Source organism: Knoellia sp. B-D-2 (assembly GCF_057714695.1).
In genome coordinates this window covers 1,477,035-1,502,362 of record NZ_CM173189.1, presented here as the reverse complement: position 1 = coordinate 1,502,362, position 25,328 = coordinate 1,477,035, and the positions used below count along the sequence as shown (strand labels likewise).

At 67.3% G+C, this 25,328-nt stretch carries 18 protein-coding genes and 1 pseudogene; 10 read left to right on the top strand and 9 right to left on the bottom strand.

What is annotated here, in order from left to right; all coding sequences use genetic code 11:
* Window positions 1-60: 60 nt before the first annotated feature.
* On the top strand, window positions 61-3,471 hold the full coding sequence (locus AC3EU2_RS07150; protein ID WP_488179022.1) for an ATP-binding protein: 3,411 nt from the start codon (window positions 61-63) through the stop codon (window positions 3,469-3,471).
* A gap of 13 nt (window positions 3,472-3,484) precedes the next feature.
* Here the strand turns inward: AC3EU2_RS07150 and AC3EU2_RS07145 are convergent, their stop codons facing one another.
* Window positions 3,485-4,333: an SGNH/GDSL hydrolase family protein gene (locus AC3EU2_RS07145; RefSeq protein WP_488179021.1), complete on the bottom strand. Its 849-nt coding sequence runs from the start codon at window positions 4,331-4,333 to the stop codon at window positions 3,485-3,487.
* Between the two features lie 177 nt (window positions 4,334-4,510).
* Here AC3EU2_RS07145 and AC3EU2_RS07140 point away from each other — a divergent pair, with 177 nt between their 5' ends.
* Complete coding sequence (locus tag AC3EU2_RS07140) at window positions 4,511-5,338, top strand: helix-turn-helix domain-containing protein (protein WP_488179020.1); 828 nt, start codon at window positions 4,511-4,513, stop codon at window positions 5,336-5,338.
* Window positions 5,339-5,344: 6 nt separating this feature from the next.
* Here the strand turns inward: AC3EU2_RS07140 and AC3EU2_RS07135 are convergent, their stop codons facing one another.
* Entirely contained in the window at window positions 5,345-6,073 is a 729-nt protein-coding gene (locus AC3EU2_RS07135) for a hemerythrin domain-containing protein (protein WP_488179019.1), read from the bottom strand.
* Complete coding sequence (locus AC3EU2_RS07130) at window positions 6,070-7,041, bottom strand: SDR family oxidoreductase (RefSeq protein WP_488179018.1); 972 nt, start codon at window positions 7,039-7,041, stop codon at window positions 6,070-6,072. Before AC3EU2_RS07130 ends, AC3EU2_RS07135 begins: the two co-directional genes overlap by 4 nt.
* Window positions 7,042-7,190: 149 nt before the next feature.
* Between AC3EU2_RS07130 and AC3EU2_RS07125 the strand changes: the two genes are divergently transcribed.
* A complete protein-coding gene (locus AC3EU2_RS07125; protein ID WP_488179017.1) occupies window positions 7,191-7,505 on the top strand; it encodes a hypothetical protein in 315 nt (104 codons plus the stop codon).
* Window positions 7,506-7,554: 49 nt separating this feature from the next.
* On the opposite strand, the gene AC3EU2_RS07120 is transcribed toward AC3EU2_RS07125, so the two are convergent.
* The 5 genes from AC3EU2_RS07120 to AC3EU2_RS07100 form a co-directional block, all read right to left on the bottom strand.
* The gene (locus AC3EU2_RS07120; RefSeq protein WP_488179016.1) at window positions 7,555-8,508 is read right to left on the bottom strand and encodes a hypothetical protein; all 954 of its coding nucleotides are present in this window, start codon (window positions 8,506-8,508) and stop codon (window positions 7,555-7,557) included.
* Window positions 8,509-8,609: 101 nt separating this feature from the next.
* The gene (locus tag AC3EU2_RS07115; RefSeq protein ID WP_488179015.1) at window positions 8,610-9,851 is read right to left on the bottom strand and encodes a hypothetical protein; all 1,242 of its coding nucleotides are present in this window, start codon (window positions 9,849-9,851) and stop codon (window positions 8,610-8,612) included.
* A 132-nt stretch (window positions 9,852-9,983) separates the two neighbouring features.
* Window positions 9,984-11,438, bottom strand: a complete 1,455-nt coding sequence (locus AC3EU2_RS07110) for a hypothetical protein (RefSeq protein ID WP_488179014.1) — start codon at window positions 11,436-11,438, stop codon at window positions 9,984-9,986.
* A 141-nt stretch (window positions 11,439-11,579) separates the two neighbouring features.
* Window positions 11,580-12,881, bottom strand: coding sequence for a protein NO VEIN domain-containing protein (locus tag AC3EU2_RS07105; protein WP_488179013.1), 1,302 nt, complete (start codon window positions 12,879-12,881; stop codon window positions 11,580-11,582).
* A 90-nt stretch (window positions 12,882-12,971) separates the two neighbouring features.
* The gene (locus AC3EU2_RS07100) at window positions 12,972-14,831 is read right to left on the bottom strand and encodes a DNA/RNA helicase domain-containing protein (protein WP_488179012.1); all 1,860 of its coding nucleotides are present in this window, start codon (window positions 14,829-14,831) and stop codon (window positions 12,972-12,974) included.
* Between the two features lie 155 nt (window positions 14,832-14,986).
* On the opposite strand from AC3EU2_RS07100, the gene AC3EU2_RS07095 reads away from it, so the two are divergent.
* The 7 genes and pseudogenes from AC3EU2_RS07095 (at window position 14,987) to AC3EU2_RS07065 (ending at window position 24,264) form a co-directional block, all read left to right on the top strand.
* Complete coding sequence (locus tag AC3EU2_RS07095; RefSeq protein ID WP_488179011.1) at window positions 14,987-15,346, top strand: nucleotide pyrophosphohydrolase; 360 nt, start codon at window positions 14,987-14,989, stop codon at window positions 15,344-15,346.
* A 167-nt stretch (window positions 15,347-15,513) separates the two neighbouring features.
* Window positions 15,514-16,695: a DUF6361 family protein gene (locus AC3EU2_RS07090; protein WP_488179010.1), complete on the top strand. Its 1,182-nt coding sequence runs from the start codon at window positions 15,514-15,516 to the stop codon at window positions 16,693-16,695.
* The gene (locus AC3EU2_RS07085) at window positions 16,695-18,581 is read left to right on the top strand and encodes a phospholipase D-like domain-containing protein (protein ID WP_488179009.1); all 1,887 of its coding nucleotides are present in this window, start codon (window positions 16,695-16,697) and stop codon (window positions 18,579-18,581) included. The genes AC3EU2_RS07090 and AC3EU2_RS07085 overlap by 1 nt, the downstream gene beginning before the upstream one ends.
* Window positions 18,578-20,266: a DEAD/DEAH box helicase family protein gene (locus AC3EU2_RS07080; protein ID WP_488179008.1), complete on the top strand. Its 1,689-nt coding sequence runs from the start codon at window positions 18,578-18,580 to the stop codon at window positions 20,264-20,266. The genes AC3EU2_RS07085 and AC3EU2_RS07080 overlap by 4 nt, the downstream gene beginning before the upstream one ends.
* 39 nt (window positions 20,267-20,305) lie before the next feature.
* Window positions 20,306-21,474 (top strand): annotated as a pseudogene (locus AC3EU2_RS07075) (IS3 family transposase).
* Window positions 21,475-21,719: 245 nt separating this feature from the next.
* The gene (locus AC3EU2_RS07070) at window positions 21,720-23,036 is read left to right on the top strand and encodes a C-terminal helicase domain-containing protein (protein WP_488179007.1); all 1,317 of its coding nucleotides are present in this window, start codon (window positions 21,720-21,722) and stop codon (window positions 23,034-23,036) included.
* On the top strand, window positions 23,029-24,264 hold the full coding sequence (locus AC3EU2_RS07065; protein WP_488179006.1) for a hypothetical protein: 1,236 nt from the start codon (window positions 23,029-23,031) through the stop codon (window positions 24,262-24,264). Before AC3EU2_RS07070 ends, AC3EU2_RS07065 begins: the two co-directional genes overlap by 8 nt.
* Here the strand turns inward: AC3EU2_RS07065 and AC3EU2_RS07060 are convergent.
* Window positions 24,251-25,249, bottom strand: a complete 999-nt coding sequence (locus AC3EU2_RS07060; RefSeq protein ID WP_488179005.1) for a hypothetical protein — start codon at window positions 25,247-25,249, stop codon at window positions 24,251-24,253. The two genes, AC3EU2_RS07065 and AC3EU2_RS07060, sit on opposite strands and share 14 nt — an antisense overlap.
* Window positions 25,250-25,328 lie beyond the last annotated feature (79 nt).

Below are 25,328 nucleotides of genomic sequence, written 5' to 3'. Positions count from 1 at the left end.
GGCCCCGACCATCTGGGGAATCCCCGACCCCCGGTCGTCGCGGTCAGTAACGTGACGGCCGTGTCGGTGCAGGTCAGCGTCCTCGGGACGACCGCGCTCGACGGGCTCGACGGACCCGTCGCCATCGCGGCGCGCAAGCGTCGTGCGCTCCTCGCGGCCCTGGCGCTGGACCTCGGCACGGTCGTCTCCGCGGACCGCCTCGTCGACCTCATGTGGGGCGACGAGGCGCCGCCCGGAGCGTTCGGCACCCTGCACTCGTACGTCTCGGGCCTGCGACGGCTGCTCGAGCCCGGGTTGGAGCCGCGCGCCAGGCCGACGATCCTGCTCACCTCGGATGCCGGCTACCGGCTCGCCCTCCCCCGGGGCGCCGTGGACGCGACCGTGTTCGTCGACGGGGTCCGCGCCCGGCACCGCGTCCTCGACCCGCTCGCCTCGCAGCTCACGACGGGGCCGGACGACCGCTGGCCCGGGCGTGACGAGGTCGAGGAGCAGGTCGACGGGCTCGAACAGGCGCTGCGCGCGTGGCGGGGCACCCCGTACGTCGACCTCACCGACCACCCCGACGTCCTCGCCGAGCGGACGGCCCTCGAAGGGTTGCGCACGACCGCCAGCGACGACCTCGCCCTCGGGCTCCTCGCGCTCGGGGAGCACGCCACGGTCCTGGCCCTGACCGAGCAGGCCACCACCCGGGACCCGCTCCGCGAGCGTGGCTGGTCGCTGCACGCCCTCGCGCTGGCTCGGGCGGGGCGCCAGGCCGAGGCGCTCGCCGCGATCCGACGGCTGCGGGGACTCCTCGACGACGAGCTCGGGCTGGACCCCGGCCAGGAGGTCCGGGAGCTCGAGTCCGCCGTTCTCCGGCAGGACGAGGCCGTGCTCACCGGCTGGCTGCCGCCGTCGCGTCCCGTGGTGGAGGAGGCGCCGCCGGTCCCGTCGCTGCCCACGCCGACGTCGGCGCAGCCCTTGGTGTCACGTGCCGGCTCGACGGAGCCCGACGAGTGGCCACTCGTCGGTCGACAGCGGGAGCGCGACGCCATCAGCCACCTGCTCACCGCTGCCTCCCGAGGTCGGCCTGGTGCCCTCCGGGTCGTCGGAGAGGCCGGAGCAGGGAAGTCGCGACTCCTCGACTGGGCGGTCGCCGAGGCGACGAGCCGGGGCATGACCGCAGCGGCCGGCACCTGCTCGGCGGACGACGGGGCCCCGCCCCTGTGGCCCTGGCGACAGCTCCTCGCCTGGCTCGACGTCCCCACGCCGCCAGAGCTCTCCCACGAGGACGGCGCCGACGGAGCCGCCGCCGAGCGGGCCTTCGCCACCCACGACGCCATCGCCCGCGCCCTGCGGGAGGCCGCCGAGGACGGCGGGCTGCTCGTCGTCCTCGACGACCTCCACTGGGCCGACACCCCGACCCTGCGCTGCCTGGCGCACGTCGTCGCCGGCCTGCAGCCCGGGGACCACGTGGCCGTCGTCGCGACCCGCCGGCCGGTCGCCCCGGCCGGCGCTGACCTCGCCGAGCTCGACGCGGTCCTGGCGCGGCACGGAGCGCGCACGCTCGAGCTGGAGGGCCTGGCGGCCAGCGAGGCCCACGACCTCGTCACGTCGGTCCTCGGTGAGGAGATCGACGCCTCCGCGGTGGAGGAGTGGCGCGACCGGACCGACGGCAACCCCTTCTTCCTCGTCGAGCTCGCCCGGCTCGCGGGGCACGACGGACGGGTCAACGGTGAGGTCCCGGCCAGCGTCCAGGCCGTCGTGCGGCACCGCCTCGGTGACCTGTCCGAAGCAGTGCGCGAGCTGCTGCTCCTCGCCGCGGCGCTGGGTCGTCGCCACCCTCCGCTGCTGCTCGCCCGCGTCGCGGACCTCGATCCCGACGCCCTGCTCGACCGGCTCGAGCCCGCGCAGGAGGCCGGGATCATCCACAGCCGCAACGGGATCCTCGCCTTCGACCACGCCCTGACCCGGGACGCGGTCCTCGCGATGACCACTCCGAACCGCGTCGCGAGGGCGCACGCGCGCATCGCCCGCACGCTGGCGGCGTCGCCTCCCGCAGCCAGCCCCGCCGAACGGGCCTTCGACCTCGCTCACCACTGGCTCGCCGCCGGCCCTCTGTATGCCGCGAGCGCCTGGCCCGCTGCCGCCGCGGCGGCCGCTCTGGCCGCCGACGACTTCGCGAACGTCGAGGCGGCCGACCTCGTCCAGGCTGCGCTCGACGCCCACGCGCTCGACCCGTCCGGGACGGCCGTCGAGCGCTACGACCTCCTCCTGCAGTTCAACGAGGCAGCTGCGCGTGCCGGGATGTGGCGTGAAGCCGTGACCGCCGTCAGCGCCGCCGTGGCCGTCGCCCGCTCGCTCGACGACCCCGGGCGGGTGGCCACAGCAGTCGCGGCCCTCACGCGCTACTCCGTCTGGACCCCGATGGAGTACGGCGTCGTCGACCAGGAGCTCATCGAGGACCTCCGGGCCACGCTCGCCCGGCTCAACCCCCACGACTCCGCCGAGCGCTGCACGGTGATGCTGGCGCTCGCCGCCCAGCTCTACTACGTGCCCGGGTCCGACGCCGAGGTCGAGGCCCTCGTCGACGAGGGCATGGCCCTCGCCCGAAGGCTCGCGGAGCCGAGCGTGCTCGCCTGGGCCGCGCGGACGGCATACATCGCACTGTGGCGGTCGCGGTCGCTCGACCGGAGGCGCGCCCTCTCGGTCGAGGAGGTCGAGGCCGCCCGCGCCAGTGGTGACCCGGCTGCCGAGGCGGTGGCGCTCACGGGGATGGCCGGCGCTGCCCTCGAGGCCGGTGACCGGTTGACCTGGGAGAGTGCGAGCCGCGGGGCGCTCGACATCGCCCGGAGGCGGCGGCTGTCATACGTCGAGTTCGCCCTCAGGTTCGTCGAGCTCGGCCTCGCCATCCTGAGGGGAGGCGACGGATCGGCGGAGGCGGCAGCGCTCCTCACGATGACGGGGGTGCGGATGTCCATCCCCGCCACCGACTACATCGAGCTCGGCATCGCCTACGCCCTGTCCGGGTGGGACCCCGTCGCCGCTCGGCCCCTGGTCGACGGGGTCCTCGCCGTCGACCCCGACGCGGAGGACGTCATCACGCGCACGCCGATCCTCCAGCTGCTCGCCGTCGTGGGGGACCGCCGGCAGCTGGAGCGGCTGTTGCCGAACGCGCCGCTGCCCGCGGAGGACTGGAGCCAGTCGCTCGACCTCGCCATCCTCGCCTTCGCGACGGCCACGGCAGGTGACGCCGACCTGTCGCGCCGGCTGGCCGACGCCTTGGCACCGCTCGCCGGCCGCATGGCCGTCGCCGGCATCGCGAGCGTCCAGGGGCCGATCGACTGCTTCCTCGCGATGGCCCTCGCCCTTGCCGGGGACCGAGCGGCGGCGGTCGCCGCGGCCGACCGAGGTGAGGCGATGGCCCACGAGTGGGGCTTCACGGCATACCTCGAGCGATTTGCAGGACACCGCCGTCAGTTCGGCTTCTAGCGTCGCCGGCGTCCTACGCCAGGGGGGCGAAGCCGAGGTCGACGAGGACCCGCGCGATCTCGTCGTTCCCCTTCTGGGACGGGTGGGTGTAGTCGCCGGCGAGCAGGTCGCCACTGGGCTTCTCACCGGTCGGGCCGTTGAACGCGTGGTAGATGTCGGCGCAGCTGAACTGGTTGGCCTTGGCCGAGTCGCAGATCATCGCGCTCCACGCGTCGTGGATCAGGACTGTGCGCTTCGCCTGGTCGGGGGTGAGGCCGAGGGTGCTCGAGCCGACCCAGTCGTTGTACTTGTTGAGGGCGATGAGGATCGTGGGCTTGCCGGCGCGCTGCGCCGCGACCTTGGCGAACAGCTCGTCGTAGCGGGGGCGCGAGGCAGCGGCCGACGTCGTGGCGCACGCCTGGTCGACCTTCGACCAGTCGCTCAGGGCGCCGGTGGCCGGGTCGATCGAGGAGCCACAGGGCGTGTCCGCGCCGAGCTCGATGCTGTTGTGGGCGATCCCCACGATGATCGCGTCGGCCGCGGCCAGGTCCGTGGAGAGGGAGTCAAGGTTGTCCAGGAGCCGCGGAAGCGTGAGCCCGGTGTGGTCGGAGAGGTTGTTCGGCTGGACCGTGCGCCCGGTCGCCTTGGCCAGCGCGTCGCCGTACTGGTAGACGAACGCCGTGCAGTTGGGGCAGTCGTCCTTGCTGTTGAAGGGGATCGAGTCGCCGATGGCCACGAGGGACAGCGGAGGCGCTGAAGGGCTCGTCGTCGCGCTCGACGCCGGCGGCGACGGGGACGGGCTCGTGGCAGCATCCCCGTCCGCACCGCAGCCACCCAGGAGTGCCGCCACGCCGACCGCCACGATGCAGGCAGTCCGTCTCATCGCCGTGCCCTCCCTCTCGAGCTCGCCCGGCTCCGGCCCGACCGAGCGTGGACCGTCCGGTCATGTGGATTCCGCCTCCGACCGCGGGTCGGCGTCCCTACTATCGAGGTGTCGGGACGCCCTCGCCTAGGACGAATGCGACGTGTCTGCCGACGCACTGACGGGTGAGGAGGGTCGATGGGCACCCTCCAGTCCGCCGTGCCGTGCCGAGCACTCCGCGATCTCGTCCGTGCCTACGCCCAGCGCACCACCGGCACGGCCGAGGCCCCGGTGGTGCAGCGGGTGCCGGCCTCGCTCGAGGTGGTCCTCGGGTTCGAGTTCGGTTCGCTGTTCACCGTCGACTACCGCGACGGGAGCAGCGAGCCCGCCCACCGCATCGCCCTCGTGGGGTCGCACTGCTCCCCGAACGCGACTCTGACCCTGGGCGCCGGTGTCGAGTCCTTCGCGATCTTCCTCCAGCCCACGGCGCTCCAGCGGCTGCTCGGCATCCCCACGCACCACGTGGCCGACCGTTCCTACTCGGCGGCGGACGTGCTGGGCCCCACGGTCGACGACCTCTGGTCCGTCCTCGCCGACGCCACGAGCTTCGAGCAGCGCGTCCGGCTGTGCGAGACCTACTTTTTGCGCATGCTCCACGCAGCCGAACCCTCGACGATCGCCCACGTCGCGATGGACACGTTCCGTGGTCACGGTCGCCTGCCCGTGGCGGAGATGGCGGGGCTGGCCTCGCTCAGCGTCCGTCAGTTCGAGCGGCAGTTCGAGCGGGAGCTCGGTATGCCGCCCAAGCGCTTCGCGCGCATCGCCCGGTTCCAGTTCGCCCTCGACGCCAAGCTCGTCAACCCGGGCCGGTCGTGGCTCGACGTCGCCCACGGCGCCGGCTACTACGACCAGATGCACCTGGTGCGCGACTTCCACAGCCTCAGCGGGGCGAGCCCCACCCAGCTCGTCACCGAGCTGGGAGATACCCGCCCGCCGGCGCTCGCCGGGTCGGAGGCCTTTGACTGATGGCTGTCACACCGGGTGTCGCTGTGCCCCGGCCAGTCCGGCGTGACGGAAGGCCCGCTGCTCGCGACGCGCGTACGAGCGGCGCGCCACGGCATACAGGAGCTTGAAGGGCGGACCGCTGAAGGCGAAGAAGCGCTCGAGAGCCTCGGGCGGCAAGCCGTCGACGACCCAGCCAATGATGAAGGGCGTGTCGCGCAGGCGGTAGCCCTTCTGGATCTCGCGTTCGACGCCGGCGAACTCGTCCTCGGTCATGACGCGCTGGACCAGCGGGAGGACGACGGTCTCCTCGTGCTCGAGGTGGGCGCCGAGCACCTCCCGCAGGCCGGCGAGCCGGATCTCGATCGCGTGCCGGTGGTCGTCGCACGGGTGGTCCGCCATGGCGCTCCAGGCGCTGGCGAGAGTGGTGAGCGCCGGGTCGATCTCGGCGTGCTCGTCACTCATCGCCGCGACCTCCGCGCGGTCGGCGTCGGTCCCGCGAGCGGTGGCGGCGGCGTCGAGGACGGGCCAGTAGACCGTGTCCTCGGCGTGGTGGTGCTCGTGGAGGACGTGGCAGAACCGGCCCCAGCGGGTGGCGAGCGCGGCCCAGGTGTCCGGATCGCCGAGCGGTGTCGTGGTCGCGGCTGCGGCGAACCGCGCGAGGTCGCGGCGGAAGGCGTGGTGCATGACGTACATGCCGGTGTGGTCGTGCGGGCCCTCGGCGACGTGCGTCTGGCCGGGGAGGTCGAGCTGCCTCATCGCAGTGCCCCTTCCGGCTGCGAAGCGGCCGGTATGCCGTCCGCTCCCGTTGCGCCCTGCGGCCGCGGCGCGAGTCCGTGCTCGTCGACGACGCGGCGGACGAACTCGGTGAAGTCGGTCGGCGGGCGGCCGAGCAGTCGCGTCGTGGCGTCGAGCTCGGACTTCTTGGTCTTGACGGCGAAGCCACGCAGGGCCCTGAACGACGACTTCCAGTCCTCGAGGCGGTAGCCGGTGAGGTGGGCGGTGAGGGCGGCGTCGATCGCATCGTCGTCGTCGCCGGCGTAGGTGACGGGGACGCCGAGGGCCTGCGACCAGGTGCGGGCGCACTCGGCTCCGGTGACCGATCGCGGTCCGCAGACGGGATAGGCGCCGGCGGGGATGCTCGGGTCGAGCAGGACGTTGGCGACGATGTCACCGAGGTCCTTGAGGTCGACGCGGTTCAGGCCCTTCGGGTGGGTCGGGAGGACGAACTGGCCTCCGCGGATGACGTCGAGGAGGGCCTCGTCGCACTGCATGAAGTTGCCGACGCCGAGGACGACCGGGCGCGTGTTGGAGGTCTCGACCATGTGGCCGATCGAGATCTTGCCGCGGTAGCGCGGGAGCAGCCGGCCGTAGACGGTGCGCATCGCCCACTTGGCGAGCCGGTTGGAGGCGTCGATGTGGATGCCGGAGAAGACGAGTCGGGCGCCTTCGGCCTCGACGGCGTCGAGCACGGTGCGGGTCAGCTCGACCTCATCGGCCTCGTGCGGGGAGATGTGGAAGACGGTGTCGACGCCCCGCATCGCTTTGCGCAGGGAAGCCGGGTCGCGAAGGTCGCCTCGGTGGACCTCGACGTGGTCCGTCAGGCGGAGACGGCCCGGGTCACGGACGAGGACTCGCGGGGTGACGCCGCGCTCGTTGAGCGAGCGCACGACCTCCCGACCCGTGAGGCCGGTCGAGCCGAGGACAAGGATGGTCGGGACGGACATGGCGTGCCTTTCGTGGACGGGAGTGTTGCTGCCCACGAGGCTGGCGGGACGGTCTTGAGCGCCGCTTGCTCCTCACTGGACTCACCCGCACGCGATCGCCACCGTGCCTGGGCAATGGACGCACCTGGAGTGCCGCTTAGTCTGGCGGGGTGCCTGACGGCGCTCTCTTTCCTGACCTCCAACCTGCTCACGCCCCCCCGCCCACAGCCAGGCCGGAGGGCTTGCCGGACTGGCAACTGAAGTCACTGCGCAAGCTGCTCGACGATCTGGGGCTCGTCACCATGAGCGAGCGGCAGTCCGTCGTCGAGGAGTTGGCGGGTCGGTCGGTGTCCTCACTTCGCGACTTGACGTTCGCCGAAGCAAATCAGGTCTTGGATGCACTGGTGGCGCGGAAGAAGTCGGGAGAGGTAGCCGCCAGCGCGTGGGACCGTCGGGACGGCGACACCTGGATCGATCGACTGTAGAAGAGCCCCAGCGGAGATGCCCTGAAACCTGCTGGAGGGTGGTTTCCCGTCAGAACCTGATCTGAACCGACTTGTATCGAGAGAAACGAAGCTCGTAACCGAACTCCGACCCCTCGGGCGTGAGGGCACTGCCTCCAGAGGTGGCGATGTCCCACACCCAAGGCATGACGTAGCGCGTCGAGTCGTCCGCGGGCAGCGTCCCGATGGCTGCGCGTGCCGCCTCTCGCAGCGACACGAGCTGCTCCGGACTACCTGCGCCGATGCCACGCTGTCGTCCGTCTTGAGCAGTGGCGCGCGCCAGTTCGAGGAGCGGCTCATCGGTGGCAGTCACAGCGTCGACGTGATCGGGCGCGGAAGTGACGTCGTCGACACCCACCGTGTGAAGGAAGGCATCCCGTTGCTCCATGGGGCGCAACCCGGAAAGGTTGCCGACGACCTCCTGCACGGCGTCGGCGTATGCGCGCACTTCCGGCCGACTGTCCTCGCCCCACACGGTCTTGACCAGAGGCAGCACGTCGCCCCACTGCACGTGGCTGTACCGCTGACCGTCGGCGACTTCGGGGGCAGGCTTGGTCAGCGGCCCGGTGATATAGGTGAGGTCCACGCTTCGGTCTGGGTGCGCGGCCGCCGCGAGGCGCAGGTAGTACGGCAGCTGGGTTGAACGGTGACTGCCGGGCTCGGTCTTGAGCTCGATGATCCAGATTCGGTCGGCCCACAGCACGCCCCAGTCGGGCCAGCCGTTCTCCGCGGACTCCTCCAGTTTGGGCAGGAGGTACTCGTCCACGAAGGCGTCCGGCGTGGGCGCAGATTCTTCCAGCGGCTCATGACCGTGCGCCAGACCGTCGAGCAGCCGGAGGAAGCGCATGCCCTGATCGCTGGGGCGGGTCTGGGTGTTCCACCGCGGTGCGTCACCGTCAACGATGAGCGTGGTCATGAGGCGCTGGAGGAACTCCTCACGGCCGAGCTTGAGCCGCCGCCACAGGTCCTCTGGTCGCTCCCACATGGCTCTCAGGCTAGGGCGGACCACCGACGTCCACCGGCGAACGGTCGTGGAGCGAAGTCAAGCCCGCGTCGGCACATCGGCACCGGGGCGACGAGTGACGCTCACGACGTTGCGTCGTCGGATGATCCGGACCGCCGCCAACGTGCCTTGTCGGCCAGGCCACCGGTGACCTTGCCGCCGACGGAGCGAGCCCGACCCAACGACTCGGAACCGAGTCGCTTGGCGACGCCCACGCCACCGGCGCCGGTCTCGAGAGCCTTGTCACGCACCTCGCTCGCGGCAGCCGCCCAGCGACGTGCTTCGTGTGACGGCTTCTCGCCGGTGATGCCGAGCGTGGCGTTGAGTTCGACGACCGAGCTCAGGACGTGGTTGCTGGACGTGATGACGGCCGGCGACTGAAAAGGGTTGAAGAGGACGCGAGTATTCGCTCTCGTGGCGGCGTCCTGCATCCGGCCGACGAGCCGTTCGGTCGTGCTCGCGATGACGGCAAGTCGCTGGACGCGAGCGGCCTCCAGTCCGGCGCGGTGCCCCTCTAGCTCTGCCGGTGAGGCATCGAGGACCCTGTCGAGCTCGAGCACCGCGACGGCGTCCTGCAGCTGGAAGGTGCGGGCGATCACGGCGAGCCACTCGCGCGTCTTCGCGTCGACCTCCGCCGCCGCCTTCATCACGTCGGCGATGCTGCCCTGCTGCTCCATCTTCTCGGCAAGGTGGTCGAGCTGTCGGAGCGCGTATGCCTGGGTCTCCGCGATCGTCGTCGGTGCCGTCTGGATCTTCGACCAGGTGACTTCGTCCACGCGTCCGCGGTTGTCCCGCAGCGTCATCGACTCGTCGATGACGAGCCCGACTCCGATCATGCGAGACAGCACTTGGTCGGTCTGGGCACGCAGGACGTCGTCGACCTTGGCCTCGATGCGCTCCAGGTAGTCGGTCACCTCCTCCATCGCCTGCTGCATGGCCACCTGAGCCATGATTCCCGCGACTCCCGCGAGGGCGGCGGGGTTACGGCCGACCGAGCCCTTGGAGAACTCGAGGATGCCCTTGACCTTCCCCTTCTCTGTGAGGACAGCCCGCACGGAGTCGGTGCTGCTGCCCCTCATCAACTGGCTGTGCCTGAGCTTCTTGGCGGAGTCCTCGGTGAGCTTGACCCACCGGCCCGAGTTGGCGGCCATCTCCGAGCTGGCCTGGGCGACGCCTGCACTGGCTGCCAAGACCTTATGGATCCGCGGCAGTCCGAGTTCACGCGCCTCGAGTCCCTGTTCTTGCAGAAACAGGTCCACGGCGCCCTGCTCGCCGATGATGGCCACCCCATGGCTGTCCGCAACAAGCTCGATCTCGTTCTCCACAACAGACTCCTCGTGATAGCCCACCCCGACGCGGCGACGCTACATGCCGTATGCCGTCACGGAACCCAGTGTGCTGAATCGCCTCAGGCGTGGCGCGGACTCACGACTACGTTTCGACGTCTGCGGTCTGGGTCAGAGAGGCAGGTGCACGACGTATGGGACGTCGCCTCGACTCAACGCGTCCAGGAGGCGTGGATCGACGTCGGTCTCGTTGCTCAGGAACAGATGCCATTCGACGGTGTATCCGTCCCGTGCCAGTTGTGTGTCGCGGTCTATCTGGCTCTGGATTGTGGCGGAGAAGTGCTGCGGACCGTAGCGGGCGAGTCGAAGCTCCGAGTGGCCCGCGAGGGGACGCGGGAAGCAGTTCGAACAGGCATCGACCAGACGTCCGGGACTGCCAACCGGTCCGGTTCGGACGTACACCGGGTAGTCCGCCACGGCAGCCGACCCGGCCCGCTCGCGCACCTGCGTCCTGAGGACAGCCCCGGCCTCGGCCGCTGAGGCCGGGTCGGTGGAGGGCTTGCGACTGTCTGAAGCCTTCGCTCGCACGACGCCTGCCGCTCTGTTGAGCGCGCGGGCGAGCTTCGCCAGGTTCGCGCCCTTCTTGGCAAGCGCCACGATGTCCGCGTCGCTCAGCTCGTAGACGTGAAGCTGTGCCACGGTTCCGGTGCCCAAGCCGAAAGCGATGAGTCGCGCACGAACTGTCATGGGGATCTTGTCCCACTGGGCGATGGCGGTGAGCGCGGTGCGGACGTGGCCCGGATATCGCTTCGCGAACGTGCTGACGTAGCCCGCGGCCTTGGCGGTGTCGCCGACATAGGGCAGGAGCCCCGAGCTGGTCGCCAAGGCAGACGCCCACTCGCGCTGCCGGAGATCGATGGCGATGTCCCGGAGGTCGGCGGCCGCACCGGCGACCCATCCCACGACAGGCAGGCCCGAGGCAGCGCTCACGCTCATCGCACCCAGGAGTTGAGCGACACTGTCGATGCCTCTGTTGTCACCCCACGTCACGCCTTCTTGGAACTCGCGGATCCACGACTCACGGTCGACCCGTTCCTTGACCACGACAGGGCTGTCCCCACCGGAGACGTCGTCACCATCCCGGCGCCCATCGCCGTCGGTGTCGGCGACATTGGCGTCGGAGCCCCAATCGCGCTCCCCTTGATCTGACAGCCCGTCGTCATCGGAGTCGACGTCGAAGGCACTGCTCCCGTCGCTCAGTTCCACGGCGTCATCCAGTCCGTCGTCGTCACTGTCGATGCGGTCCGGGAGAGAGAGTGCTCTGTAGGTAGGTCCGTCGCAAGACCACACGGCCTTGATCGCGCCCATGAACCCCGAAGGTCTGGAGGACTCGACGACTTCGTCGCCGTCGTGGATCCCGTCACCGTCGGTGTCTGCCGTGTGTGCGCTCGTCCGCCAGATCTCGCCGTTGGTCGAGCGCAGGCTGGCGCGCTCCGCACAGTCAGACAGTCCGTCGCCGTCACTGTCCCCGCCGGTACCCGCGAACAGGCCCACCCCACTGAGGAGGCCGGCGACCACCACAGCCGCGGCGATGCGGCGCGTGTCTCGCCGACCACGACCGGTCACGGCTACCCCCGAGTCCCCGCCCGCGAGAGCGGAATGCATTGCGACGTCAACCGCGCGCCTCGATCAGGATACGACGGATCGAAGAGGTGCCAAGGGCGATCCCTTGGAAGCATCTGCGGTCGACCGCTCGACGGAGTGGTCCTACACGGAGTAGCGGTACGCGATCGGAGTCAGTCGATCTACGAGGAGATCGAAAGGCTGGATGACACGCAGTGAGCCACCCGACGCCGTTGCTGGTGACGCGCTGCGATCGAGAACCACGCCCGTCACTATGGCCAGCATGTTGTTGGGATGGACCGACCGATGCAGATCGACCTCGTTCTTCGTCAGGAGGATCTCCTCCCCGCCGCCGGTGGTGCCCTTGACCTCGACGTAGAGGCGCTCGTCCGTGCCTCGGCGTGCGTCGAGGTCATAGGACTGCGTCGCCCCGACGTCAGTCACGCTCCACGTCCCACCGTCGCGACTCTCCAAGTAGGCCGTGGCCACATCCACGGCACGTCGCTCCACAGCTCGCCTCTCGTCCGCAGACAGTCCGTAGCCCTGCCCACCACGGCGGCGTCCGGCGACCTTCTCCACCGCTTCGACGACTGCCTGGACCTCCGGAGATGACGACTCGCCGTTCAGCACATCGGCGACTGGCCGAGCGTCAGGTTCGGGCTTGGTATCAATGACGGTGAATCCCAATTCATGAAGCTTCGCGACGGCGCCATCGACCCCGCCGCTGAATCTTCCACGCGGCAGAGGTGCAGAAACTCCGGGTTGGTGAGCGAGTGCAGCTCCGACGATGGCCTTTGAGTCGTACTCACGACCTGAGTGCACCAAGACGTAACGAACGGCCTCCCCGAAGCCGTACTTCTCGAGGAACGCCTTGCGCCCCATGTCGTTGTGCTCCCGCATAGCGTCGATGACCGCTTGGCGATCGGTCAGAGCACTAAGGCCGCGGGGCTTTGGAGAAAGGTCCTCAAGTCTCAACGCCATGGGCTCTGGAAAATGCGTGTCAATACGACCCTGCGAGGTCGGCGTGGCTGGCGAAGCCGACGTCACTCCCAGTCGCTGTTCAAGCCACGGCACTCCTCTGTCAGGGATCCGGGTCACCGGATTGAGGCGTCCTGGCGCACCCGTGGCGTTCCGCACCTCTCCCCAGTCCAGACGAACGTCGGGAAGGTCCTCGAAGTCTGTGAGATGGATCCGGAAGTGGTAGTCCCCTCGACGTGTGTCGTTCTCCGACCATGCGTGGGGAGTGTTTGACGGCAGAGGCACCTTGTTGCTCGTGAGTCGCGCTCGACCCACCACCCGGCCGGGTGTTCCGGTGACCCAGAAATACGCAGTGTCGCCGACTCCTATGCCTTGCCAGTTCTTCTGCAGGTCCCAGAAACCGTTGCGCTTGGCGAAGCCCCAATGTTGAGGAACATTGCGGTCGATCAGAATGATGAATGTGGACATGCTCGGCCTCTTGGATGAGGCGGGGAGGCATGTCCTACGTGGAAGCCCGTCGATCCGCGGTGATGGGTATGCGGTCAATCAACCCCTGACTCAGGTCAGGGAAGCGATATGTCGCAGGGTTTCGTCGTCTGGTGAGTAGATGCCGACGCCTTGCATCCCTCGCGTGAGCAGCACCTTGTAGACGTTGCGCACGAGCCGGTCGAAGTCTGCATCGGGCACTTGGGTCAGGCTGCGCAGCGAAGGATCCTTGTTGGCGCCGCGGATGATGCGCCAAGCGCTGGAGCGCCACACGAGGTCCGGTCCGATGATCACGCCGGCGAAGTCGTACTCGAAGCCCTGTGCCGTGTAGATGCAGCCGACCTGACCGAAGCCAGCCGGGTCCGTCGCCCAGAGGGGCGCCGGCGGTGCCCCTCCGAGCGATCGGTCACCCTTGAGGTTCCACGGTCGCGCCCAGTCACCGATCTGGACGTCCTGCACCAAGGAGCCATCGACCCGAGGGTCACTCCATGGCCAGCAGTATCCCGCCGAGAGTCGTGCCCCAAAACCGCCGTCCCGCTTGGATGCCAGCCAGGACTCGAGCTCATCAGGACTCTCCATCACCTCGACCTGGAACCGGTCGTCGCCAGCCCACCGGTGTGCCTCAGAGCCCCCCAGCCCCAACAGCCCTTGCACCCAGTTGACGTACTCGAGGGACCCTCCACATCGGAACTGGTCGTCGAGATCGACCTGCATGACATCGATTCCATGCGTGGCCGCCGCGGCGCGGATGTCCGCCACTGTGCCCATCTCCCCCGGGCGCACCACTTGGTACTGGTCGAGCAAGAACACCGGAGTCCGCGCGACGGACAGGAGCTCGTCGATCTGCGCACGCCCGGTCCGCATGTCTGCGCGCGTGTATCGGTTGACGGACGTCTCTCGGATGCGGTGCGCCTCGTCGAGGATGACGCAGTCCAAGGAGTTCGGCTCCATGGACATGAACGAGTTGAAGTACAGGAAGGCCTTGCGCACTCGCGGGTTCCGCGCCGCCGCCACCTTGCGAAGCGTCTGGGTGAACGACTGGGACCCGGTTGCATGGATCACCGTGCGTCCTTGTCGGCTCAGCTCTCCCATGAGCGAGAGCGCGATGACGCTCTTGCCGCTGCCCGGGCCACCCGAGATCACAACGGCCGTCTTCGTGTTGGACTGCGACGCGCGGCGAACAGAGTGAAGGACGTAGTTGTAGGCGTCCTTCTGCTCGTCGAGAAGTGTGAACATCTCCCGGCGCTGCACCTCGTCAGCGGCCACGGCCATGAGCTGCCGTGACGGCCGAATGGCGCTTCCCAACAGTTCGTCGGCGGCCGCGGAGCCACTCTCCGGTGCAAAGACCTCCCGGAGGTACTCCTTCAGCTCCGCACGCCTCTGTCCGGTGAACATGCGTCCTGCCCTCGACCCCGAGGTGGCGAGGAGGTCGGCCACCCCGTGATCGGTCGCATTGTGCAGGTAGGCGATCCCGCGCACGGCGCGTTCGGCCTCGGCGATCGATGCGGTGAAGTCCCCGAGGTACTCCACGTATCCGCTGACCTGAGCCGCGGGGTGCGTGACCGGACGACTCCCGTATCCGCCCACGCGAACCAAGTCGTCGTTGTCCTCAAAGCGTTCAGCATCCGTCCACTGCTTGAGTTCGACGACCACGTATGCCGGCTCGCCAGTCCTGCGGTCAACTCCAGCCAGGACGACGTCAGCACGCTTGCTCGTGAGCGGCAGCTGGAACTCGATGAGCATCTCGACTCCGCCGAGACCCGCGTCCTGGAGGTCAGCGGCGAGCACGGGCAGGCTGCGGCTCCACGAACGCCGCTCCCCCGGCGACGGGTCTCGTCCTGTCGAGTGCTTCATCTGCTCGGCCAGCCGCTCCTCGAGGTGGAGTTCGAGAGCCGAGAAGCCGCCCGCTGAACAGCGCAGCAGCGACGACACAACAGACTCCCAGGCAGCACGACATAAGCGTGCGGGGGAGCATGTCCACAGTGAGAAGCTCGTCGATCCGCGTTGACGGCAGCGACTCTAACCGCCCGCCCGAGAGCACGCTCGGGCAATGGCAACGGTCGGCGCGTTGCTGCAGGATTCGACGCATGCCTACTGAGCCATATGCCGTGGAGGACCTCAAAGCAGACCTTCGCAATTTTCGAGACGAGCGCGACTGGTCCAAGTTCCATGACCCCAAGTCCCTGATCCTGGCTTTGGTCGGTGAGGTGGGTGAGCTGGCGGAGCTGTTCCAGTGGATCCCATCCGACGAGGCGAGCAGGGAGTTCTCCTCAGGCAGGCGACAGGAGCGCGCAGCTGAGGAGATGGCGGACATTCTCATCTACCTCGTTCACCTTGCGGACGTTCTTGAGATCGATCTCTTGGCAGCAGCGAGAACCAAGCTCTCTGCCGCGGAGGACCGCTTTCCCGCAAACGCCCACTACGGCGCTGCACCGCGCAAGTCCTGACCACCGCAACGGTGCGGACGCGCAGGGTGCGGAGGGGGTCGCCTGAATGCGCTGCAACTTTGGATTTCCGTGAACCGCTCCCCTCGCCCGAGCTCGACAAATAGTCTCGGCGACGGTGTGCAGGTTCGCTCGGCGAGTCTGCGGAACTGATCAAAGGGGATCTGGACATGTCGACACTTGCGTGGCTCGACACCGACGAGTCCCAGCAAAGACTGATGAACGAGCTTCTTGAGGCCTTCAAGGACCAGTCGTCCGTCGACGAGCTGGGGATCGGCGTCATCCGCGACGCGATCGCGAACGCCCTGTTCCCCGGCACCTCCGTTCTGCAGACACGTGTCCGATACATGCTGTTCGTCGGTTGGCTGTTGCGAGACGTCGCACGACGCGGACTGCCGGCAGATCGTGCGGCGAGCAGGTTGCGGGCCTCAGAGGTGAACCTGATCGAGAGCCTGATCACAGGGGGTGAGACGACGGGCGTGATCGGCCGCGAGGCACGTGCACGGTTGAAGCGGATGCCCAGCGCGGCCTACTGGGCGGGCTTGGGCACGTGGGGGCTGCGGACCTGGAACGTCACCCTGAGTGGTCACTTGCGCGCTGTCAGCGGACACCGGGACGTGACCGGCGATCACGCGGAGGAGGACGCCGCGAGAAGCGAGAGCCGGGGGCTCGACCCCGCCCTGCCCCCGATGCCGGAGGATCTTCTGACATCGGCGACCTTCGATCTGACCGAGGGTGAGGCCAACTATCTCCGTGATCGCATCGCGGCGTCTTGCCCCGGCACACTGTTGGCTTGGCTGGCGCTTGAGGGCCGGCCTGCCGACGCCGGCAGGAACGTCTGGCACCACCCTCAGTTTGCCGAGTTCCCCGACCAGCATCGGAACCTCGTCGAGCACGGCAGGAGCTTCGCCCACGTCATTCAGGGCGCGCCGCTGCTGTACAACCTCATGCTTGCCCAGAAGCTCGAGGACGATGACTCCGTAGAGACGTACGAATCCATACTCAACGCGTGGCGGGACGGCCTCGCGACGGAGGGCACCCTCAGGACCTGGAACACCACAGAGTTCTGGATCCGAATCCGCACCCTCAACCCGCGCCTGCCCATGGCGACTCAGGCCTTCATCATGGAATGGCTCGCTGTAGCAGGGAGCCGCGGTCTCGCATCCAACGGCCAAGCCAGACGACTGATCGCCACCCGGGAGCGGCGACTCAAGGGGTCTCGTGCGCGTTTGGACAATCCCAAGGCGCTCGACGCGTGGACCGGAGCCTCAGGACTGGTGGAGCTTGACTACCGATGGTTCGTGGCCGGTCGCCACCTCAACGACATCTATGCCGGAGCGGGGGTGCACTGATGCTGGGCCCTGACGTGCGTCATCTGCTGACGGACGCCCTGAAGCCGCCTGCAGGCACGGCCCTGGACGTGGCCGTCGCGACGACCTACTCGCTGGATCTCAACAGCCTCCTTCTCGCCCCTCTGATGCTGGCGGCGCACGATGCGGCGAACGTCGACGGCACACACACCCCGGACCCGATCGCACTGCTCGAGTCGGTGAAGCGGTACGCAGACCGAACGACGGTGTTCTGTCAGGCGGGAGCGATCCACGTTCCCTCGTCGTACCAGCGTTTGGTGGCCTTTGCGGAGGGGATGGCGGTCGAGGTCACGGCTCCTGCTCCTGGGCGCCTGTTCCATCCCAAGATCTGGATCCTGCGATTCATGGACGAGTCGGGCACATTCCGGCACCGCTTCCTGTGCCTGAGCCGCAACCTCACCACCGATCGCTCATGGGACACGGTGTTGCGGCTCGACGAGATGACGACTGCATCGGGTGCGTCACCCGATGCAGCGCCGCTCGCAGATTTCTTGAAGGACCTTCCTCGGCTGACCACGAGGCCCCTCGCGAAAGCGCGGCGAGATGATGTCGCGTCGCTGGCGAGATCGGTCCGCAAGGCTGATTTCGCTCTACCCTCCGGATTCGGCGCCGCCGAGTTCTGGCCATTGGGGACCGCATCCGGAAGGGGTTGGCCGTTCCCTGACAAGGCCAGCAGGTTCGCCGCAATCACGCCGTTCCTGGACGCGGGGTTCCTGGCGTCGATGCCAGCCTCGCGGCAAACAGGCCGCATCGTGTCCAGGCCCGAGACCTTCGGACGAGTGGGTAGTGCTGCCATCCCCACAACGTTCACCACGTGGACCCTCCAGCGGGCGGCCGAGACGACCGAGCCTGAAGGGGCAGCTGACCCGGCGGACCGGGCGCCACGGGAAGCTTCCGGAACCGCCGAGTCCCAGACTCGCTCGGCGTTTGACGTGACGACGGGTCTGCACGCCAAGACATTTGTGTGGGAGAGGGCGGAAGGGGCATCGGTGTTGACCGGCTCCGCCAACGGCACCATGGCGGCGTTTCAGGGCAACGTCGAGTTCGATGTTCTGCTGACCGGACCTACCTCGAAGTGCGGCTGGGGCGCGTTGTTCGGCGACGACTCCTCCGAGGGCGTCGGTTTCTCACAGGTGATCGAGCCCTATGAGATCCCTGTTGAGGAGGGGATCGAAGACGCATCCTTCGCGGCTGAACTCGCTCTCGAGACCTTCCACGCGGAGTTGGCAGCCTCGGGCATCCAGCTGTCAGCACTCGAGGAGAAGGGGCGTGGGTGGACCCTGAGCGCCTCGGTCCCGACCCTTCAGGCGCCGACGGACAGCTCGACGACAATCCGGCCGCTGGGGCGAGTGGGCGGAGCGCTCCCGCTGAGCGCCGCTCTCGTGTGGCGCGGCATGGCAGAGCAGAACATCTCCCCGTTCATGGTTCTCGACTCGCTGATGTCAACGCAGGATGGGAAGGTTCGCAAGACGTGCGTCGTCAAGGCGGAGCTGGTCGGCGATCCTGTGGGCCGACTGAAGCTCATCCTGAGAGATCTCCTTGCCAGCGAGAGGGAAATCCTGCGGTACCTCGCGCTCCTGCTGGGTGATCCAGCGTTCGACGCCATGGTGGCTGGCTTTGGGCAGGATGAGGGCGGCGACCGCGAGAAGAAGAATCAGGCGGGCCATCCAGCAGTCGATACCTCCGAAGATCTCGTTGTCTTCGAACCGCTGGCTCGCGCGGTGGCCCGGCGTGATGACTCGCTCAGCAGGGTCGATTCACTCCTGCGTGAGCTCGAGGATGTCGATGGGAAGGTGCCCCACCTCTCTGCAGAGTTCATGAAACTGTGGGCGACCGCGTGGACGGCGGCAGAGGAGCTGAGACCATGAGCAACCCTCGTCCCGACATGGAAGTGGAGCTCCGCAACCTCAAGGACTTCCAGCGACGGACCGTCGACTACGTCCATGACCGCCTGTACGGGGAGGACGCGGTCGAGCGCTTCCTCGTCGCAGATGAGGTCGGCCTCGGCAAGACCTTGGTGGCGCGCGGCGTGATCGCCAAGACCATCGACCACCTGTGGGACACGATCGATCGCATCGATGTCGTCTACATCTGCTCCAACAACGCCATCGCGGCCCAGAACCTCAACAAGCTTCGCATCGGCTCGCACGAACAGGTCGAGCATGCTGACCGCTTGACGATGTTGCCGCGCGCTCTGGCGTCCCTGGAGTCGCGCAAGGTCAACTTCATCTCCTTCACCCCCGGAACGTCCTTCAATCTCAAGGGGGCCGGCGGAGGCCGGCTGCATGAACGAGTCCTTCTCTACGCCATGCTCAAGCAAGGTCTCAACGATCCAGCCTTGCGCTCGAGGCGTTGGCTCCGCTTCTTTCGCGGTGGAGCCAAGCTCGACAACTTCGCCCGGGCACTCAAGGAGTTCGAGAGGGACGAGCTACGGGGCATACCCCATGAGATGGTCGCCTCGCTTGCTCGTGACGTTCGCGCCACCAGGCTGAAGAGCGGGGAGTTGCTGCTCGATGCGCTCTATGAATGCGCTGAGGGTTTCAATCGGCTGAGGAGCGGGCAGCGACCCCCGGAGCACGTGAGTCGTCGGAGGTATCAGCTGATCGGTCAGCTCCGGCATCTCCTGGCAGCAGCCGCCGTCGAGAAGCTCGAGCCGGACCTGGTGATTCTCGATGAGTTCCAGCGCTTTAAGTCGCTCATGGACGAGGAGAACGAGGCCGCGGAGCTGGCTCATGCGCTCTTCAACCGTCCGGGAACGAAGGTGCTGCTCCTGTCGGCCACCCCGTTCAAGATGTACACACTGCCTGACGAGGTCGAGGGCGACGATCACTACCAAGACTTCTCGGACACCGTGCGGTTCTTGGCCGGACCTGACCGAGCCGCGGCGGTTGCCGTGGCGTCCCAACGACTGCGCGTCTCTCTGTATGCCGGCGACCTGCCTTCCGCCCGGGAGGCGCGGGACCTGGCTCAGGGCGAGCTGCGCCGGGTCATGGCCCGAACGGAAAGGCTGGCCTCAACGCCTGACCGTGACGGCATGATCCGCGTGGTGGAACTTCCGGGAGTTGAGGTCCTGCCGCAGGACTTCAAGAGATACGCATCGGACAACGCCGTGGCAAAACTTCTGAAGGCATCCGATGTTCTTGAGTACTGGCGCAGTGCACCTCACCTGTTCGAGTTCATGGACGACTACAAGATCAAGAAGAACCTCGAGCTGGAGGCAGAGGGTCCGAACCGTGAACTGGCCAGAGCCTTGGAGGTGGCGGGCGGGCGGCTGAGCTGGAGTGACCTCGTCAGCTACGCGCCGCTCGACCCAGGAAACGCGAAGATGCGCGGCTTGGTCTGTGACGTGTTGGATCGCGGCGCTTGGAAACTGGCATGGATCCCACCATCTCTCCCCTACTACGAGCTCTCTGGCGCCTACGCAGAACCCGAGCTGCGCTCGTTCACCAAACGGCTGGTGTTCTCCTCATGGACCGTGGTCCCGAAGGCCATCGCGTCAACGGTGAGCTATGAAGCCGAGCGGGGGACTGCTGAAGGTTTGGTTGACACCTGATCTGTGGGGACGAGAGATCCCCGATGGAAGGATGTCGACATGCCAGCTGCTCACCCGAAAGAGTTTCGTGATGACGTCGTCGCGGTCGCGCGCCGAGGCGATGCGTCGATCGCGCAAGTGGCCAAGGACTTCGGAATCTCCGAGTCCTGCCTTCGGAATTGGCTCCACCGCGCGGACGTCGAGGACGGCCACCGTCCCGGCGTGACCCGAGCCGAGTCCGAGGAAGTCAGGGACCTGCGTCGGCGCAACCGGCTGCTGGAGCAGGAGAACGAGGTCCTGCGTCGGGCCGCGGCGTACCTCTCCCAGGCGAACCTGAGGCTGGGTCAGTCCCCAAAATGACGTTCCCGCTGGTCCTGGACCTTGCCGCCGACGGTGTCCCCGTCGCGGTGACCTGCGGGCTGCTCGGGTTCTCCCGGCAGGCCTTCTACGCGTGGAAGGCACACCCGGTCAGTGAGCGGGACCTGGTCGACGCGTACGCCACCCATGCCGCGCTCGAGGTCCACGCCGACGACCCGGGGTTCGGGTACCGGTTCATCGCCGACGAGCTCACCGACGCCGGCCACACCGTATCCGAGCGGCGGGTGTGGCGCCTGTGCTCGCAGGCGGGGATCGTGTCCGCGCACTCCCGCAAGCGGGGCCGGGCCAAGAAACCCGGGCCGCCGGTGCACGACGACCTCGTCGAACGCGACTTCACCGCACCCGCACCGAACCGGTTGTGGCTGACCGACATCACCGAGCACCCCACCGCCGAAGGGAAGCTGTACCTGTGCGCGGTCAAGGACGTCTGGTCCCGCCGCATCGTCGGGTACTCGATCGACTCGCGGATGACTTCGCACCTGGCTGTCGACGCCCTCGAGATGGCGATCGCTCGACGCGGCCCGGACCAGGTCACCGGATGCGTGGTCCACGCGGACCGAGGCAGCCAGTTCCGCTCACGACCCTACGTCGCCGCGTTGCACCGCCACGGCCTGCTCGGGTCGATGGGACGCGTCGCCTCCTCGGCCGACAACGCCGCGATGGAGTCCTTCTTCGCCCTGCTCCAGAAGAACGTCCTCAACGCCCGCCGCTGGGACACCCGCGACCAGCTCCGGCTGGCCATCGTCAGCTGGACCGAACGGACCTACCACCGCCGGCGGCGGCAACGCGCCCTCGGCAAACTCACCCCGATCGAGTTTGAGACCATCAACCGTGCCGCGCACGCGGCCTGAAACACCACACCGGAAGTGACAACCAGATCGTCAGCAGTCCCCGGAGACTTGTTGGCAGCTCGACTGGATCGGCCTATGGCGAGCGAGCGTATGACGCCACCCGACAGACAGCACTTCTGACGTTCCAGCGCAGTGCCGGACGACTCACGGGTATGCCGGTTCTTGGGATGCTCTATCCATCCTTGGCTCTCGCGGAGGTTGGGGATCCGATTCGCATCGCTCGCGAGTCGCGTTTGACATATCCCATGGCTGCGGACGAGCTACGGCGCCACGTCGAGCGTGACGTCAAGGCGCGGCTTGCCAGTCTGCCGCCGGGGGGCGATGAGGGGCGGGTGGACGACCGCTGGTACTGGGCGGCACCGATCCTTCTCGACCGGCTGACGGAACCTGAGCTGAGCCTGTTGGACTTCTGGTTCGGATACGCCGGCGGTCCGGACGATGACGGGTCGAACAGCCGCTTCGTCGACCATGTCGAGGTCGCTGACGCATTGCAGCCGGAGGACCTGGGTCGGCGACCTGACGACCTTGTCGACGTGCTCACGCTGATGGCGGTCGGTGGTCCGGGGGTGGTGGCGCTGAGGACTCTCGGCAGAACCCTCGGCGCCGACTGGCGGGTGCCGAAGATATGGCAGGAGGGCGCAGCGACCATCGCCTGGTCGCTCAGGACGTTGTTCAACCGGCCTGAGGTCATGGCGCTTGTCCGCCGCGAGTCCACGGAGGAGGAGCCCTACTGGCGCGCCGTCCTTCGGCACGCGGTCGGTGGGGGGCTCCAGTCGGTGCTCGATGAGTTCGCGCACGTGCTGCTGGAGTCCTTGGGTGTGCTCGAGCGTCCGCTCCAGGATCAGATCGACGAGATCTGCTATCGAATGGACGAGGCGCTCTCCCTGCGGTCCGTCAACAGTGGACTGCACCTCTTCAGCACGACGCGGACGCACGTGAAGATCGACCGCACGCACAACCTGAGGAACCACTTCGCCGTCCGATTCGGTCGCGGAACGACCGAGGATCAGAAGAGCGTGATGCGAGAGCAGCAGGTGCAGGCGGCGTACAACTCGCCGTTCTGGCCGTTCGTTCTTGCCTCCACCTCGGTGGGTCAAGAAGGTCTGGATTTCCACCAATACAGCCACGCCGTTGTTCACTGGAACCTGCCTGGGAACCCGGTTGACCTCGAGCAGCGCGAGGGACGGGTCCACCGCTACAAGGGGCATGCAGTCCGAAAGAACGTCGCGACCAAGTACGGAGGACACCACGACGTGGCCGCGTCAGACAATCCTTGGGCGACGGTGTTCGACCTCGCGGCCGCTGACCGACCGGAGGGAGAGTCGATGATCTATCCCTACTGGGTCTGTCCGGGGGACAGCGCAATCGAGCGGTATGTCCCGGCGATGCCGTTGAGCAAGGAGACCCATGCCCTACGCCGTCTGATGCGGACTGTTGGCGCGTATCGCATGGTGATCGGTCAGCCCCGGCAGGAAGATCTCCTCAAGCACCTCGGCCACCTCGACGTCGATCCATCGCAGCTTCTGATCGACCTCTCACCGGCAAAGAATTCCCATGCCTGATCAGGTCGTTCTTATGGTCGTCGCCATCGTGGTCCTCGTCGCGGTGCTCGCAATGTTTGCGAAGCTGCTGTTGAGACGCCACGGAACTCCTCCGTCGGCACAAGTGGTGGGTCAGCGAGCGGAGCAGCAGACTCCACCAATGGGAGACCACGCCCCCACGGAGGTGGGATTCGTGGAGACCGACCGACCCGGCGAGTTTGTCCTCTTTGGTTCCGACAAGGCGCTTGGACCGGTGGGGCATCCAGTGGCCAAGCAACTGGTTCGACACGTCACAGGGGCGTCCAAGATCCTCCAGGGCGCCAAGACTGCAGCCGAGCTCTCGGGACGAGTGGTTGTGGTCGATCCGAAGACGGCCGAGGCCATCCGCCAGGGCACCGTCATGATCGACAAGGCGGGCAAAATGGTTGCCGCCGGCATGAAGGGCAACAAGATCGCCCATCTTGCACGCATTCAGCCTCTGGGCAAGGTGACGACTACGGCACTGGTTTCGGGTCCCGCAGCACTCACCGCGATCGCAATGCAGGCGCAGATGGCGTCCATTGAGCGACAGCTGCACGACATCGCCGAGGGAGTGACCGAGTTGCTCGCGCGGGAAGACCGAAAGTCTCAGGCGACGTTGGAAGCCAATGTCAGGGCAGTGTTCGAGGCCTGGTCCTTGGCCCATGCGACAGGCGAGCTTACGGACGGTATCTGGGAGCCCATGAGTGGTCGAGATCCTGAGTTCGGTGCAGCCCTGATAGAGGCCAAGTTGGCTCTCACTGCGGAGGCGAAAAAACTCAAGGACCTGTCGCGGAAATCGGCCATCAAGACCCGGGAGACAGAACTCGGGGTGCGGGCACATGAAATCCATGTTGCGATTCGTAAGTACGAGGTAGCACTCATGACGGTCGTGCGGTATCACGAGCTTCGGGCCTGGCGCTTAGCGATGACCAACGACAACGGGGCCCTGGCGTTCCGGGCCCAGGCTGAGCGGTTCCTCGATGAGGAACGACAGTTCGCTGGTCTGCACGACCAGATTCTTGAGGCGCTTGATCGGATGGCTGACGCGGGCTTCTTCCAGAGCAACCTCCACTGGCGTAGCCACCCGCGTTTGGTTGATCACGTGACTTGGCTGAGGACGGTGAATGCAGACAACAGATGGGGGTTGGCTCGCCTAGCGAGCGCTACGACCCACGAGGCCGTGCCTCATGCAGCCCTACCGCCGGGCGAGGAACTCACTCCGGGATGAGCTCAGACAGCCCCGGGATGATGTCGTTGAGATCGATGATCTCTACGTCCCCGGCGTGATGCCGACGAAACTCGCTGATCGGGATCTCGAGACTTCCGTATCGTTCCTCGAACTTCTGGCTCAGTGCCGCGGAACCTCGGGTGAGCCCCCACCGTGCAGGACTCACTGTCTTGTCGAGGAAGGCTCCCGGCGCGGCGCCGACGACGTAGAGCTGCTTGCGACGGCCGCTCTCGTCGAGCGCGAGGTGCACGAGGTCGGCGAAAGCACCACGCTTGCGCATGGCGTCAGCACCGCGCCAGACAGACACCTTGTACTCCGCAACTCGATGGCTCGTCTCGAGGTCGAAGGGCCTCGTGGGGTCGTTGCCCGCAGCCAGAGAAGGACGGTTGGTGATCGTTTCCCCCGGACCGAGGATGTGCGGCAGGGACAGCGTGATGACGGCCGCGTGGATGACGTCGTTGAGGCGACCAAGGCTTGACCGAACAGCGAGCGCAGACGCCAGCAGCTCGGTCTTGACGTCTGCATCGTCGGCAATCTGGATGACGTCGTCCACGCTCTTGGAGACGAGATCGGCCTCAAGAGTGGCGATCCGAGCCGTGAGCGGCTTGCCATCCATGAAGTCCGCCAGCCCTTCGACGGCTGCATGAAGGCGCTCGCGGAGCTCGGCCGCATCCGAGGACTCCGACTCGACCTCGACAGACGCGTCAATAGCTCGTCCATCCGAAACGCGAGGCGCACGCCTCGGCGCGTTCCTCCATTCGCTCGTGTCGAAGCCCAGACGCCGGAGCACTCTCAACGCCTGGTGGGCCGTGTAGGACGCCCTCTGCAGGCCACTGATGACTTCGAGAGCCTGCTTGGGCGGCCACCGTCGTCCGTCCAGCTCCACCCAGTGCACGTGAAGGTCTTCAGCCGGGTGCCCGGACAGCCGCGAGCGGGCCACGTCGGGCTCGATGTCCAGGTGATGTCCCGAGACGACGAAGTGCATGGTGACTTTCCTCCAGTGTCGGCCCCGGCTGCGGCGACACATTGCCTGACCAGCGCACAAACCGTTTGCGGGGGCTATA